At 70.6% G+C, this 14,387-nt stretch carries 15 protein-coding genes; 7 read left to right on the plus strand and 8 right to left on the minus strand.

The features are described from left to right. Positions 1-6: 6 nt before the first annotated feature. The gene (locus ACZ7H1_RS11815; protein ID WP_470785953.1) at positions 7-1,449 is read right to left on the minus strand and encodes a VWA domain-containing protein; all 1,443 of its coding nucleotides are present in this window, start codon (positions 1,447-1,449) and stop codon (positions 7-9) included. Between the two features lie 124 nt (positions 1,450-1,573). Continuing rightward, positions 1,574-3,358 (minus strand): phosphomethylpyrimidine synthase ThiC, encoded by a 1,785-nt coding sequence (thiC, locus tag ACZ7H1_RS11820; RefSeq protein WP_470785801.1) that lies wholly within the window; start codon positions 3,356-3,358, stop codon positions 1,574-1,576. 212 nt (positions 3,359-3,570) lie between these two features. On the opposite strand from thiC, the gene ACZ7H1_RS11825 reads away from it, so the two are divergent. Further along, on the plus strand, positions 3,571-4,974 hold the full coding sequence (locus tag ACZ7H1_RS11825) for a YibE/F family protein (RefSeq protein WP_470785803.1): 1,404 nt from the start codon (positions 3,571-3,573) through the stop codon (positions 4,972-4,974). 167 nt (positions 4,975-5,141) lie between these two features. Here ACZ7H1_RS11825 and ACZ7H1_RS11830 read toward each other — a convergent pair whose 3' ends face one another. The 4 genes from ACZ7H1_RS11830 to ACZ7H1_RS11845 all read right to left on the minus strand — a co-directional run bounded on the left by ACZ7H1_RS11830 (position 5,142) and on the right by ACZ7H1_RS11845 (position 7,389). After that, entirely contained in the window at positions 5,142-5,591 is a 450-nt protein-coding gene (locus ACZ7H1_RS11830) for an SsgA family sporulation/cell division regulator (RefSeq protein WP_470785805.1), read from the minus strand. 98 nt (positions 5,592-5,689) lie between these two features. Further along, positions 5,690-6,427, minus strand: a complete 738-nt coding sequence (locus ACZ7H1_RS11835; protein ID WP_470785955.1) for an IclR family transcriptional regulator — start codon at positions 6,425-6,427, stop codon at positions 5,690-5,692. A 297-nt stretch (positions 6,428-6,724) separates the two neighbouring features. Beyond that, positions 6,725-6,943 carry a DUF5326 family protein gene (locus ACZ7H1_RS11840; RefSeq protein WP_470785957.1) on the minus strand — a complete coding sequence of 73 codons (219 nt, stop codon included), beginning with the start codon at positions 6,941-6,943 and terminating at the stop codon, positions 6,725-6,727. Positions 6,944-7,071: 128 nt separating this feature from the next. Then, positions 7,072-7,389 (minus strand): cupin domain-containing protein, encoded by a 318-nt coding sequence (locus tag ACZ7H1_RS11845; protein ID WP_470785806.1) that lies wholly within the window; start codon positions 7,387-7,389, stop codon positions 7,072-7,074. 90 nt (positions 7,390-7,479) lie between these two features. Here ACZ7H1_RS11845 and ACZ7H1_RS11850 point away from each other — a divergent pair, with 90 nt between their 5' ends. The 5 genes from ACZ7H1_RS11850 to ACZ7H1_RS11870 all read left to right on the plus strand — a co-directional run bounded on the left by ACZ7H1_RS11850 (position 7,480) and on the right by ACZ7H1_RS11870 (position 11,188). Continuing rightward, positions 7,480-7,860 carry a phage holin family protein gene (locus ACZ7H1_RS11850; RefSeq protein WP_470785807.1) on the plus strand — a complete coding sequence of 127 codons (381 nt, stop codon included), beginning with the start codon at positions 7,480-7,482 and terminating at the stop codon, positions 7,858-7,860. An 11-nt stretch (positions 7,861-7,871) separates the two neighbouring features. Further along, positions 7,872-8,357, plus strand: coding sequence for a low molecular weight protein-tyrosine-phosphatase (locus ACZ7H1_RS11855; RefSeq protein WP_470785809.1), 486 nt, complete (start codon positions 7,872-7,874; stop codon positions 8,355-8,357). Beyond that, on the plus strand, positions 8,354-9,520 hold the full coding sequence (locus tag ACZ7H1_RS11860; RefSeq protein ID WP_470785810.1) for a cystathionine gamma-lyase: 1,167 nt from the start codon (positions 8,354-8,356) through the stop codon (positions 9,518-9,520). The genes ACZ7H1_RS11855 and ACZ7H1_RS11860 overlap by 4 nt, the downstream gene beginning before the upstream one ends. Before the next feature lie 224 nt (positions 9,521-9,744). Next, the gene (locus ACZ7H1_RS11865; protein WP_470785959.1) at positions 9,745-10,641 is read left to right on the plus strand and encodes a LysR family transcriptional regulator; all 897 of its coding nucleotides are present in this window, start codon (positions 9,745-9,747) and stop codon (positions 10,639-10,641) included. Between the two features lie 67 nt (positions 10,642-10,708). Further along, positions 10,709-11,188, plus strand: coding sequence for an NUDIX domain-containing protein (locus ACZ7H1_RS11870; RefSeq protein ID WP_470785811.1), 480 nt, complete (start codon positions 10,709-10,711; stop codon positions 11,186-11,188). 78 nt (positions 11,189-11,266) lie between these two features. Here ACZ7H1_RS11870 and ACZ7H1_RS11875 read toward each other — a convergent pair whose 3' ends face one another. After that, positions 11,267-12,607, minus strand: a complete 1,341-nt coding sequence (locus tag ACZ7H1_RS11875) for a globin domain-containing protein (RefSeq protein ID WP_470785813.1) — start codon at positions 12,605-12,607, stop codon at positions 11,267-11,269. Between the two features lie 89 nt (positions 12,608-12,696). Further along, positions 12,697-13,329 carry an HAD family hydrolase gene (locus ACZ7H1_RS11880; RefSeq protein ID WP_470785814.1) on the minus strand — a complete coding sequence of 211 codons (633 nt, stop codon included), beginning with the start codon at positions 13,327-13,329 and terminating at the stop codon, positions 12,697-12,699. A 165-nt stretch (positions 13,330-13,494) separates the two neighbouring features. Between ACZ7H1_RS11880 and ACZ7H1_RS11885 the strand changes: the two genes are divergently transcribed. Further along, positions 13,495-14,370, plus strand: coding sequence for a GNAT family N-acetyltransferase (locus tag ACZ7H1_RS11885; protein ID WP_470785815.1), 876 nt, complete (start codon positions 13,495-13,497; stop codon positions 14,368-14,370). Positions 14,371-14,387: the final 17 nt, after the last annotated feature.

A 14,387-nucleotide genomic window follows, 5' to 3' on the forward strand; every position in this document is an offset into this window, starting at 1 on the left:
CGCGACTCAGAGGATCCCGGCGCGCCGTGCGGCCTGGATCCAGGACGGGAACTCCGACAGCAGCCGGTCGTACAGCTCCGCATCGGGCACCGACCGGATGTCGTCCACCGCGAAGAACCCCACGTTGTCCACCCGGCGGCCGGGCATCGTGTCGAACCGCTCCAGCACCCCGTAGTTCGAGCGCCCCAGGCCGACGAACTGCCAGAAGACCGGCTCCTCCACCGCCTCGCGCAGCTCCCGCTCGATCTCCGCGTTGCGGTAGACCCCTCCGTCGGAGAAGAACAGCACCAGCGTGGGGTCGGCGGCCGGGTGGGAACGGACGTAGTCCCGCACCTCCCGGATGACCTTCTGCTCTTCGTTCTGGATGCCGACGGCACGCATGTCGACCTGGCCGGGGCGCAGGCCGCGCGGCGGCTTCCGGCGGCCGAACAGGGAGAACTCGCCGATCCGCACGTGCAGTCCGAGCCACTCCGGCAGCTCGCCCAGCCGCAGGTCGGGCAGCCGGGCAGGGTTCGAGGCGAAGGTCCACGCCTGCATCTCGCCGTCGTCGTCGAGCTGCGCGGCCACGGCCGCCATCCGCTCGACCACATCGGCCACGATGCCCTTCGCGTACAGCACGGACATCGACCCGGAGGCGTCCAGGACCAGGATCACCCGGGCCCGGATCCCTGCGGCGCCGTGCTTGCTGAGGCTGACGGCCACCTGCTCCTTGCGCAGGGACAGGCGCTTGCGCATGTCCACGGGCAGCCGCTCCTCCCCCTTGGTGAGGCGGGGCGCAGGAGTCACCGGCGGCACGGTGACCGCAGGGCGGTTCACGGGTGCGGGCGTCACCGGCGCAGGTCTCGCGGGGCGTACGGGCGGCGCGACCGGAGGCCGTACGGGAGCCGGGGCCGGTGCCGGAGCCGGGGTCCGTACGGGAGCGGGCGCCGGGGCGTCGTCCACCGTGATCCCGAAGTCCGTGGCCAGCCCGGCCAGCCCCGACGCGTACCCCTGTCCCACCGCACGGAACTTCCACTGCCCGGCCCGCCGGTACAGCTCCCCGCCGATGAACGCGGTCTCCGTCGCGGCCTCCATCTCGAAGCGCGCGAGCTCACCGCCCGTACCCGCGTCCAGCAGCCGCAGCATCAGACCCGGCACCTCGCCGAAGGTCCCGCCGTCGGCGGACGCGCACAGCACGACCCGCTCCACGCCCGGTTCCAGGCGCCCGAGGTCCACCTCGACGGTGTCCCGCCGGCTGCCGGCGCCGCGCTGCTTGCCCAGGTGACGTACGGCTCCGGAGGAGTGCCGCGCCTGGTTGTAGAAGACGAAGTCGCCGTCGTCGCGTACCCGCCCGGCTCCCGTCAGGAGCAGGGCGGAGGCATCGGCATCGGGTATCCCCGGCCGCTCCGTCCAGCTGAGTTCTGCGTGCACGACGGTGGCGGCGACGGGCAGATTGGCACCCTTGCGCATGGATGTCGGAGTCACGCCCCTCAGTGTGCCGAGCCCGGGTGCCGCTCGGCCAGGGGCCGACCGGCCCGACCCGCGACTCCCCCCATGGGACGCGGGTCGGGCAGCGGACGGCTACCCGGCCCGCTCAGTCGGCGAGCGGGAGGTACACCCGGTTGCCGGCGGCTGCGAACTCCGCCGACTTCTCGGCCATACCGGCTTGGATCTCCTCGGCCTTCAGGTCCCCGCCGTGCTCGCGGCGGATGTCCTGCGAGATCTTCATCGAGCAGAACTTCGGCCCGCACATGGAGCAGAAGTGCGCGGTCTTGGCGGGCTCGGCCGGGAGGGTCTCGTCGTGGAACTCGCGGGCCGTGTCCGGGTCGAGGGCCAGGTTGAACTGGTCCTCCCAGCGGAACTCGAAGCGCGCGTCCGACAGTGCGTCGTCCCACTCCTGCGCGCCCGGGTGGCCCTTGGCCAGGTCCGCCGCGTGCGCCGAGATCTTGTACGTGATCACGCCCGTCTTCACGTCGTCGCGGTTGGGCAGGCCCAGGTGCTCCTTGGGCGTGACGTAGCAGAGCATCGCGGTGCCCCACCAGGCGATCATCGCGGCGCCGATGCCCGAGGTGATGTGGTCGTACGCCGGGGCGACGTCCGTGGTCAGCGGGCCGAGCGTGTAGAACGGCGCCTCCTCGCAGATCTCCTGCTGGAGGTCGATGTTCTCCTTGATCTTGTGCATCGGGACGTGGCCCGGGCCCTCGATCATGGTCTGGACGTTGTGGCGCTTGGCGATGGTGTTGAGCTCGCCCAGGGTCTTCAGCTCGGCGAACTGCGCGGCGTCGTTGGCGTCCGCGATCGAGCCGGGGCGCAGCCCGTCGCCCAGCGAGTACGTGACGTCGTACGCCGCGAGGATCTCGCAGAGCTCCTCGAAGTTCGTGTAGAGGAAGTTCTCCTTGTGGTGCGCCAGGCACCAGGCGGCCATGATCGAGCCGCCGCGGGAGACGATGCCGGTCTTGCGGCGGGCGGTCAGCGGGACGTACGGCAGCAGCACGCCAGCGTGGACCGTCATGTAGTCGACGCCCTGCTCGGCCTGCTCGATGACCGTGTCCTTGTAGATCTCCCAGGTCAGGTCCTCGGCACGGCCGTCGACCTTCTCCAGCGCCTGGTACAGGGGCACGGTGCCGATCGGGACGGGCGAGTTGCGCAGCACCCACTCGCGGGTGGTGTGGATGTTGCGGCCGGTGGAGAGGTCCATGACCGTGTCGGCGCCCCAGCGGGTCGCCCAGGTCATCTTCTCCACCTCCTCCTCGATGGAGGAGGTGACGGCGGAGTTGCCGATGTTCGCGTTGACCTTCACCAGGAACTTCTTGCCGATGATCATCGGCTCGATCTCCGGGTGGTTCACGTTCGCCGGAAGTACCGCGCGACCTGCGGCGATCTCCTCGCGGACGACCTCGGGGGAGACGTTCTCGCGGATCGCGACGTACTCCATCTCCGGGGTGATCTCACCGCGGCGGGCGTACGCGAGCTGGGTGACCGCCTGGCCGTCGCGGCCGCGGCGGGGCAGCCGCGGGCGGCCGGGGAACACGGCGTCGAGGTTCTTGAGGCCACCGCGCGGCGAGGTGTGCTTGATGCCGTCGTCCTCGGGGCGCACGGGGCGGCCCGCGTACTCCTCGGTGTCGCCGCGGCCGATGATCCAGTTCTCGCGCAGCGGCGCGAGGCCGCGGCGGACGTCCGTGTCGATCTGCGGGTCGGTGTACGGACCGGACGTGTCGTAGAGCGTCACGTCCTTGCCGTTGGTGAGGTGGACCTGGCGGACGGGCACCTGGATGTCGGGGCGGGAACCCGTGACATACCCCTTGTGCCAGCCCGGCTTGCGCTCTTCGCCGTCGCTGCTCTGGCTGACGGCAGGCGTGCGTGCGTCCTGAATGGTCATGAGACCTATCTCCCTACGCCGGCATTACCCGGTAACAGGTTCGGCGGTCGGCGCAGCCTCTTCCCGTACGCATCTTTCGACGCGCGTACGGTGATCAGCGCCCTCTCAGCCCGGTGCTCCGAGCTCCCGCGTTGTGCAAAGGTGCCCCCACGCTAGCGTCATCTGTGGCGTGCTGAACAGTGGGCCCCCTCATCTCTTGCGATGATCGGCCCGTGACGACCTCGCCGCAGCCCCCCGCAGAGCCCCCGCACGACCCCGATCACGCCGGGCACACCGGTCATGGCAACGGGCACGGACAGGGGAACGGACACGGACACGGGCACGGACACGGGCACACGCACAGTCACGGCCCGGCCGCCCCCGTCTCCCAGCACCTGCGCAAGGTGATCGCGGCGGTGCTGATCCCGTTCGCGACGGCCGTCCTCGTCGGACTGGTGGTGCTGTGGCCGGGCGGCGCCCCCGACCACGAGCGCACCGGCGTCGGCTTCGACCGCCAGACCCAGGAGGGCACGGTCGCCGCGCTCGTGCTGGTCGACTGCAAGGAGGTCAACGCGGCCCAGGTGCCGGTCACCGGGGACGTGAACACCCCCGAGGGGCGCGAGGCGGCGCGGCAGCAGCAGGGCAAGTGCGGGAAGGCGACCATCGAGGTCACGACCGGTCCGGACGCGGGCCGCACCTTCACGGAGATCGTCCAGCCAGGCGCGCCCCGGCAGTTGGAGCAGGGGCAGGGCGTCATCGTCGCCTACGCGCCCGACGCGCCGCGGGACCTGCAGTACTCGGTGATCGACGTGGACCGCTCGCTCCCGATGGCGCTCCTGGCGGGCATCTTCGCGCTGGCGGTGGTGCTGGTGGGGCGGATGCGCGGGGTGCTGGCGCTGATCGCGCTGGCGGTGAGCTTCGCGGTGCTGACGCTGTTCATCCTGCCGGCGATCCTGCAGGGCTCGAATCCGCTGGTCGTCGCAGTGGTCGGGGCCAGCGCCATCATGCTGATCTCGCTCTACATGTGCCACGGCCTGTCGGCCCGTACGTCGGTGGCGGTGCTCGGCACGCTGGTGTCGCTGGTGCTGATCGGCGTGCTCGGTTCGCTCTTCATCGACTGGGCGTTCCTGACCGGGAACACGGACGACTACACCGGGCTGATCCACGGGCTGTACCCGGAGATCGACATGAGCGGCCTGCTGCTCGCGGGTGTGATCATCGGTTCGCTGGGCGTGCTCGACGACGTGACGGTCACTCAGACGTCGGCGGTGTGGGAACTGCGCCAGGCCGACCCGTCGATGGGGCCGCGCGCGCTGTACCGGGCGGGGATCCGCATCGGCCGGGACCACATCGCCTCGGTGGTGAACACACTGGTGCTGGCGTACGCGGGTGCGGCGCTGCCGCTGCTCCTGCTGTTCTCGATCGCTCAGAGCAGCGTGGGGAGCGTGGCCAACAGCGAGCTGATCGCGGAGGAAATCGTACGGACCCTGGTGGGGTCGATCGGTCTGGTGGCGTCGGTTCCGGTGACGACGGCGCTGGCCGCACTGGTCGTGTCCGCCGACCGGCCGGGGGCCCCGGGAGGCGGGCCGGCGGGGCCGGTCCGCGGCGGCCGGGGCCGTCGTCGCCGCAAGCGCTGATCCCGCTCCGGTGGTCGGCCGGGGGGAGGGGACGGAGGGCGGTGGGGCTCAGCGCGTCGGCTCGCTGAGCGGAACTGCCTTCTGCCGTGGTCCGGTTACCGAGAGTGGCGGCCGGGGTGTTGTGGTGGCCCGGGTGCGATGGCGGCCCGGGTGCGGCTGCCGGGGCGTCAGCCCGCGTTCTGCTCGTTCTGCTTGGTCTCGGCCAGGATCTTGTCGAGGGTGGCTTCGAGGTCCTGCTCGAAGTCGCCGAGGTTGCGCTCCTGGCCGAGCGGAACCAGCCGGTCGGTCCGGTCGAGGAACGCGACCAGGGGGGCCGCACCGGCCCGGAACAGGGCCCGGTCGCTGCCGACCTGGAGTCGGATGTGGACGTCGGAGAGCTCCTCCGAGTCGGTGGGCGCGATGTGCACATCGCCGTCACCGCATGGCTTGTTGATGCCGTCGAGGAGCAGTTCCCGGCCGAACGCCCAGGTCACGGGCGCATCGCCGGGGAGGTGGAAGGTCAGACGGACTGCGTAGGGGTCACGTGCGTCGTACCGGAGTTCCACCGGGATCCGGAACGAGAGCTCCTCCGAGACGAGGAAGCTCATCATGACCTCTGCCTGTACCGACTCGCGCATTGCCTACCCCGCTGTAAGTGGAAGTGGCCAGGATTGATCCCCCAGGGCCCTCTTGACAATCGTGGTGGAAGCGCTAGCAGATCACAAGGAGTGAGTTTTCAGATACTGATAGAGAACGAGAGGGTGCTCAACAGCGCGCCTACTTCACTCCGTAGTCGACCGACCGCATAGAGCAATCGGTCCTGCTGGTGCAGGGGGAGGGAAATCGCCATGGTAGCGGCGGTGTCACCGGCTGTGATCGGGATGGCGGCGCAGACCGTTCCGAGGGCGTACTCCTGGCGCTCGAAGACCGGTTGCATCCGCTCCATGGCGGCGATCCGCTGTTCCATCGCCCTCATGTCCCGCACCGTGTACGGGGTGACGGACCGGACGGGGTGCCGGTCGTAGTAGTCGCGCCGGGCCTTCTCGTCGAGCTGGCCGAGCAGGCACTGGCCGATGGCGTGCGCGTGGCCGGTCTCGCGGAAGTCGGCCCACTCCTCGACCGCCGGGGCGCCGGGGCTGTCGCTGACGCCCACGACCTCGATCTCGCCTTCGCGGTAGACGGCGAAATAGACGGGGGCGCCGACCACGTCACGGAAGTGCGCGAGCGAGTCGAGGATCATGCTGCGACGTTTCTGCTGCAGTCCGCCGCCCGCCAGCCTCCCGGCGGCGTCACCGAGAACGAACACCCCGCCCTCCCGGCGCAGATAGTCCTCGTGAGTGAGCGTGCGCAGCAGGTGGTACGCGGTGGGGAGCGGGAGCCCCGCCTCGCGCGCCAGCTGTTTCGCCGGCGCGCCCTCGCTGTGGGAGCCGACCGCCTCGAGCAGTCTCAGGGCCCTCTGCACCGAGCCGATCAGGGTCGGCACAGCTGCATTGTGAACCGAAGGCAAATCTCACCCCCTGGCATGGCGGCGGGCCATTGGGGTGACCCACCCGCGGGGTCCGCCCCCGCACAGGCCGCGCGTCCTGGGGGGCGGTGCTCGGTGGCTTCGATGTAACCGCAGGTCAGCGGCGGTACTACCGGTCACAGTGCCCAGGGTTACGGCACAGATTGCCACTCTATCCGCCGATTACCGGCGTGAGGGGCGTTTAGTTCCGCGATCCCCCGGGCGGGTTAATCGGCGATCCGGGGGACCACCCGTTACCCAAGGCTCCTACCAGTCGCTTCGCGAAGCCTTGGACCTCGATCCGCCGAACAGCTTCACGACGTACACCAGGCCGCCGACGAGTGCCGCGAACAGAAGGACGTTGAAGGCGAACCCGATGAGCGAGCTGAGGATGGAGGTGATCACTCCGCCGAAGACGAAGAGCGCGATCAGCGGAATGCCGACCCACTTCACCCACCAGGGCATGCCTGCGAAAGTCTCCCGGATGCCGTCCATTTCCTCTACCTCTTCCTCTTCTCTTACTTCCTGCCTTCGATGCTAGGAGTTCAAGAAGCCGGATGGGCCGCTGCGAGCCCTTGGAGTCCCCTGATCCGCCCCCTAAGGGACCGACCGGCTCAGGCCTCCGGAGGCGAGAACACCACCATGACCTTGAGGTCCTCCGAGATGTGGTGGAACTTGTGCGGCACCCCGGCCGGCACGTACACGACGCTGCCGCGCGCCACGGTGGTCGTCTCCTCCCCGACGGTGATCGCGGCCCGGCCGCTCACCACGAAATACACCTCGTCCTGGCGGTGCGGCTGCTGCGGATCCGTCTGCCCCGCGTCGAGCGCATAGAGGCCGACGGACATGTTCCGCTCCCTCAGGAACTGGAGATAGGCGCCGTCATTGGCGGCCCGCTCCGCCTCCAGTTCGTCCAGCCGGAATGCCTTCATCGCTGCTGTAGCCCCTTGCGTTCTCTCGTACTGCCGGTTCCGCTGTTCTGCCGATGCCACTCACGGATCTTCTCTGCCACGATCAGACACATGACGAATTTCGTAGTCAAGACGCTCGCCAACGCCGCGGCCCTCGCCGTGGCGATCTGGCTGGTCGGGGACATCACCCTCGACGAAGACGGCGGCTTCGGCCGGCGCGCCCTCAGCCTGGTTCTGGTCGCCCTGGTCTTCGGGGTGGTCAACTTCCTCGTCAAGCCGCTGGTGCAGCTGCTGTCCCTGCCCCTGTTCATCATCACGCTGGGTCTTTTCACCCTGGTCGTCAACGCGCTGATGCTGCTGCTGACCTCGTGGATCTCCGAGAAGCTCGACCTGAACTTCCACGTCGAGGGCTTCTGGACCGCCGTACTCGGCGGCCTCATCATCAGCATCGTGTCCTGGGCCGTGAACCTGGTCCTGCCGGACAAGCACTGAACGGCGGCCCCATGTACCGCGTGTGCTTCGTCTGTACGGGAAACATCTGCCGCTCCCCGATGGCCGAGGCCGTGTTCCGCGCGCAGGTCGCGGACGCCGGCCTCGACGGCCTCATAGCGGTCGACAGCGCCGGCACCGGCGGCTGGCACGAAGGGGACGGCGCCGACCCCCGGACCGTCTCCGTACTCGAAAGGGCCGGATACCCGCAGGACCACCGGGCCCGCCAGTTCCGGCCCGACTGGTTCGACCGCCTCGACCTGGTCATCGCCCTCGACGCCGGTCACCTGCGCGACCTGCGGCGGCTGGCACCGGACCCGCAGGCCGCCGCGAAGGTGCGGCTGCTGCGCTCGTACGACCCCGCGGCCGACGGCCAGGACGTACCCGACCCGTACTACGGCGGCCTCGACGGCTTCGAGGAAGTACTGGACATGGTGGAGGCGGCCGGGCCGGGCCTGCTGGCCGCCGTCCGCGCAGCGATACGCGAGGGGACCCGATGAGCGAGTACGACGCACACGACGCGTCCGGGGAGCGGCTGGGCGACGGGACCCGTGCCGTACGCGCCGGACTGCCCGAGCCGGTCAAGAACGAACCGACCCTGCCCGGACCGGTCTTCGCCGCACACTTCCACCTGCCCGGCGACGTCGAGGGGCCTTACACCTACGGCCGCGACACCAACCCCACCTGGACCCTGCTGGAACGGGCCATCGGCGAACTGGAAGCCCCCGGCCTCGACGGCGCCGAGGCCGTCGTCTTCGCCTCCGGCATGGCCGCGGTCACGGCGGTGCTCCTCTCCCACGCCCGCACCGGCGACACGGTCGTCCTGCCCGACGACGGCTACCAGGCCCTGCCGCTCGTACGCACCCAGCTGGAGGCCTACGGCGTCACCGTCCGCACCGCCCCGACCGGGGACGACGCCCAGCTCACCGTCCTCGAAGGCGCCCGGCTGCTGTGGATCGAGACCCCGTCCAACCCCGGGCTCGACGTCTGCGACGTACGCCGGCTCGCCGGGGCGGCCCGCGCCGGCGGCACCCTCGTCGCCGTCGACAACACCCTCGCCACCCCGCTCGGCCAGCGGCCCCTGGAACTGGGCGCGGACTTCGCCGTGGCCAGCGGCACCAAGGGCCTGACCGGACACGGCGACCTGCTGCTCGGCTACGTGGTCTGCCGCACGCCCGAACTCGCCGCCCGGGTCCGGCAGTGGCGCAAGGTCGTCGGCGCGATCCCCGGCCCCATGGAGGCCTGGCTCGCCCACCGCTCCCTCGCCACGATCCAGCTGCGCACCCAGCGGCAGTGCGCCAACGCCCTCGCCGTCGCCGAGGCGCTGACCGGCCGCAGCGAGGTGACCGGCCTGCGCTACCCGGGGCTGGCCACCGACCCCGCCCACAACGTCGCCGCCCGCCAGATGCGGGCGTTCGGCGGCGTCGTCTCCTTCGCGCTCCCCGATCGCGGCCACGCCGAGCGCTTCCTGACGGCCCTGCGGCTCGTCGAGGACGCCACCAGCTTCGGCAGCGTACGGTCCACCGCGGAGCGGCGCGGCAGGTGGGGCGGCGACGCCGTGCCCGAGGGGTTCATCCGCTTCTCCGCGGGCGCGGAGGACACCGACGACCTCGTCGCCGACGTACTGCGGGCCCTCGACCTGGCCGCGTCCCCGCAGTCGTAGCGGGCGTAGCAGCACTGCGTAGACCGGCTACGCGCAACGGACGGTCCGAGCCTCCCCCCTCATGGCTCGGACCGTCCCGGGTTCCGCGCGCGAAGAACCACGCGGACAAGGCTAGTTGACTCTGCGTCAGAGTCCAATCACGGTAACGACAGAGACCTATCGACATATTTATAGTGGGGGCCCGGTCGAGACCCGACCCACCGTCCGTGCCGAGAGGGGCAGCCGTGGACCTGGCCCTGCTCCGCACCTTCGTCGCCGTGCACCGCGCCGGCTCCTTCACCCGCGCCGCCGCCCTCCTCGGCCTCTCCCAGCCCGCCGTCACCTCGCAGATCCGCACGCTCGAACGCCAGCTGGGCCGCCCGCTGTTCCTGCGCCGCGCCCGCGGGGTGACACCCACCGCCGTCGGCGACGAGCTCGCCCACAAGGCCGCACCCCACCTCGACGCACTCCTGGCCATCACCGAATCGGGCCGCGACTCCGGCACGGGCCTGCGCACCCTCCACCTGGCCGGCCCCCCCGAATTCCTCACCCTGCGGGTCCTGCCCGCCCTCACCCCGCTGATCGGGCAGGGCCGGATGCTGCGCACCTCACTGACCGCGGACCCCGACGAGGCCCTCGAGGGGCTGGCCGCCGGCCACCACGACCTCGTCGTCACCACCGCCCGGCCGCGCGGCGGGCTGTTCTCCGCCACCACCCTCTGCGACGAGGAGCACGTCCTGATCGCGGCACCGAGCTGGGCGGCCCTCGTCGACACCCGGGAGCTGCACGACAAAGGACCCGCCGCGCTGGACGGCGTACCGGTCGTCGAGGTCCACGAATCCCTGCCGCTGCTGACCCGCTACTGGGCCCAGGTCTTCGAAACCCCGCCGACGGTCACCGCCTCCGCGGTCACACCCGACCTCCGGGCGGCCCTGGAATGCGTGGCCGCAGGCGGCGGAATGGCCGTGCTGCCCCGCTACCTGTGCGAGGAAGCACTGCTGCAGGGACGGGTGGCCGCCCTGCTGGACCCTCCGGTGCCGCCGCTGCGCACCTACGTCCTGGCGGTGCGGGCCGGGACGCTCGCCCTGCCCCATCTGGCGCGCGCCCACGAGCTGCTGCTTCGGGCTGCCGCGTCCTGGTGAAGCACCCGGCAGGGCAGGGAAGCGTGGTGAACGTTTCAGAAGCCCGGTCCTGGGCCACTCTTCTCCCATGACCGAACGTCCCGTGGTCAAGCGCACCGCCCGCGCCATCCTGCTCGACGGTGAAGACCTCATCCTGATCAAACGGACCAAGCCAGGCGTCGATCCGTACTGGCTCACCCCCGGCGGGGGAGTGGAGCCGGAAGACGCCACGGTCGTCGACGCCCTGCACCGCGAGGTGTACGAGGAACTCGGCGCGAAGATCACCGGCGTGGTGCCCTGCTTCGTCGACACGGTCGAGCACATCGCCGAGGGCGGTGTGACGGGCGTGAAGGTGCAGCACTTCTTCGTCTGCCGGCTCGAGTCGATGGACCCGGCGCTGCGGCACGGCCCCGAGATCGACGAACCGACGGGCGAGTACGAGATCGTCCGGGTGCCCTTCAGCCGGGTCGGGATCGCCGCCGTCCACCTCGTACCGCTGTCCCTGCGGCACTACCTCGACGGCAACATCGAGGGCGTACGCGCCATGCACGCCCCCGACCTGGGCTGACCGCTCCACGGGGGCGCGGGCAGTGCCGCGGGCCGGTACCGCAGGCCGGTACCGCAGGCCGTACAGCGCGGGCTGGGTTCAGCCCGTCGCCCCCACGAGCTCCTCCAGGGCGTCGTGGCGGATCCGCTCGCCCGGGATCCCGATGCGCTTCAGCGCGTCCACCCCGCTGCGGATCATCGCGGGCGGGCCGGAGATATAGGCGTCGTAGGTGTTCCACGGGCCGTGCTCGCCGATGGCCTCCGGCAGCTGCCCGGTCAGACCGTCCGACACCACCGGCCGCACCGACAGCCACGCATGCGACTTCTGGAGCCCCAGCAGGGTGTCGATGTCGTACAGGTCCACGTCACTGCGCGCCCCGTAGAACACCTCCACCGGACGCCGCTCACCGTGCTCGGCAACGTCCTCGATCAGCGCCTTGATCGGCGCGATGCCGGTTCCGCCGCCCAGGCACAGCATGCCGTTCTCCGTGCTGTGGTCCACGACCATCGATCCGGCCGGAGGCCCCAGGCGCAGCACGTCACCGGGCCGGGCGTGCCGTACCAGGGCATTGGAGACCCAGCCCGCCGGAACGGCCTTCACGTGGAAGGACAGCAGCCCGTCGGCGCGCGGCGCCGAGGCGAAGGAGTAGTGCCGCCACACCCGCGGCCACCACGGCGTCTCCAGACTCGTGTACTGGCCCGCGATGAACGGGTACGGCTGGTCGGGCCGGACGGTCACCACCGCGATGTCGGGGGTGCGCAGGTCGTGCGAGACCACCTCGGCCTGCCACCAGGCCGGTGTCAGCGGCTCCTGTTCCGCGGCCGCATCGATCATGATCTGGGAGATGGCGGTGTACGCCCGCACCCAGGCAGCCTCCGCCTCGGGCCCCCAGGTCAGCGTGGCGAACCGCGCCAGAGCCCCGATCAGGGCCTCGCCGACGGCCGGGTAGTGCTCGGGCCGGGTGCCGTACTTGCGGTGCCCGCCGCCCAGCCGCCGCAGGTACGGGGCGAGGACCTCGGGATTGTCGATGTGCTCCGCAGCCGTGAGCAGCGCCTTGAGGAGGCGGTCACGCTGGGCGTCCATGGCCGCGGGGAACAGGGCCCGCAGATCGGGATGGCCCGTGAAGACCAGGGCGTAGAAGTACGAGGTGACCTTGTCGGCTATCGGCGCGATCTCGGTCAGCGTCCGGCGGACGAGCAGCGCGTCGGGCGAAGCCTCCGCGGGAGGGGTCGGCTTCGGCAGGGTGCCGGTCGGCTTGGGCGGAGTACTGGCCGGGACGGTGGACTTGCCGGCTCCGGGGCCCACCGGGCGTATCTGTGCCAGACGTCTGGCCGGTTCGGTGGGCGGAGCGTCCATGCGGTGCCTCGCTTCGAGCATCTCGGTCGGTCGGCGCCCGCCACGGCCTCGAATCCGTGGTTCCGGGTTTTCGCAGCATGGCACTCGGTGGTGCGAGGCCGGGCGAATAGCGAGAATTCCGCGTTTCGAACCGACTCTCCCGTTAAGATTCCCCGCCGCCGGATCCGTACGGCCTACCGCGAAGCCCGGGCCAGCGCATACGCCTGGCGCAGGTCGCGGCCCTCGTACACATGCGTCGCGGCAGCGGCCAGCGCCGGGCGCGCATTGACCGCGACGGACACGGGCACCGCCTCGAAGAGCACCGCATCGGTCATCGAATCGCCGTAGGCCACACAGTCCCGCCGCGTCACGCCGAACTGTGCACACAGCCGGTCGGCCACCACGACCTTCGCCGCCGGAGTGAGGATCCCGGCGACATCGAGGGGCTGCGTGAACGGCACCCGCGGGAACACCGAACCGTGCGCGGCGTGGGCCCCCCACTCCAGGAGCAGCTCCACGAAGAACGACGGCGACAGCGAGATCACCGCGCAGTATTCCCCGCGCTCACGGATCTCCTGCCAAACCTCCCGGATGCCCGCCAGCCACGGCGCCCCGTCGAAAGCCGCCCGGACATGCGCCTCGGTCAGCTCCGTCCACAGGGCGTGCAGCCGCACGGCGAACTCGGGCGGGCCGATCCTGCGGGCACTGAACTCCCTCTCCAGCACCGCGATCTCCGCCTCCAGACCCAGCTGTCGGGAGATCTCGACCGGAGCGGCCGTCCCGTGCATCAGGGTCCCGTCGAGATCGAAGAGGTGCAGTGCCGTCATGACAGACGAGGCTAGTGGGTCGAGCCGACGTTCCGTGCCGATGTTTCACGTGAAACATCGGCGCCCCGACAGTGCCCGGAGTGGCGACCGTGTTTCACGTGAAACATCGACCCCTGTGTGGGAAATCGGTGGACGGCACACCGGCCACTGATCCACTCTGAGCCCGTGCCCACCTCACACCTCGCCACCCTGAGCATCCGCCGCCTGACCCCGCAGGACCTCGGCCACTGCACCGACCTCGCCGAGGACCGCGGCTGGCAACGCGAAGAACACCGGTGGGGATATCTGCTCAGCTCAGGCACCGGCTACGGCATCGACGCCCCCGACGGACAGGGCCTCGCCGCGTGCTGCGTCGTCACCACCTACGGCTCATCCGCCGACAAGCCCGCACTCGCCGCCATCGGCATGGTCCTGGTCGCCGAACGCTACGCACGCCAGGGCCTCGGCCGCCGCCTCATGACGCACATCTGCCAGACCCTCGCCCCGGCACCCCTCACCCTGTACGCCACCCCGAACGGCCAGCCGCTCTACGAAGAACTCGGCTTCACGCACACCGGGCGGGCCGAAATGCTCCGCGGCCGCTTCACCCCCCGCCCCGGCGACAGCACCACCCCCGTACGCCCCGCCGTCGCCGACGACCTGCCGGCCATCCTGCGTCTGGACCACGACGTATTCGGCGAGGACCGCACCCACGTCATCACACGGCTGCCCTCCTTCGCCGACCACCTGCTCGTCGCCCACGACGCACAGGGCGAGCTCACCGGCTACACCGCCGCCTGGCCCAATATGGACACCCACGTCATCGGCCCGCTGATCGCCAAGGACACCGCCACCGCCCAGGCCCTGGTGACCGCACTCGCCACACGCACCGACCGTCCACTGCGCACCGACATCGACGTCCGCCACGAGGACATGATCGGCTGGCTCAAGGAACGCGGCCTGGAGACCGTCGCGTTCAACGCCGTGATGGTCCACGGCATCCCGGACCTCCCCGGCGACCCGGCCCGCCGCTTCGCCCCGCTGACCCTGGCCGCAGGCTGATCCCACCGCTCTCCCCG

The organism is Streptomyces sp. NPDC037401 (genome assembly GCF_055602345.1).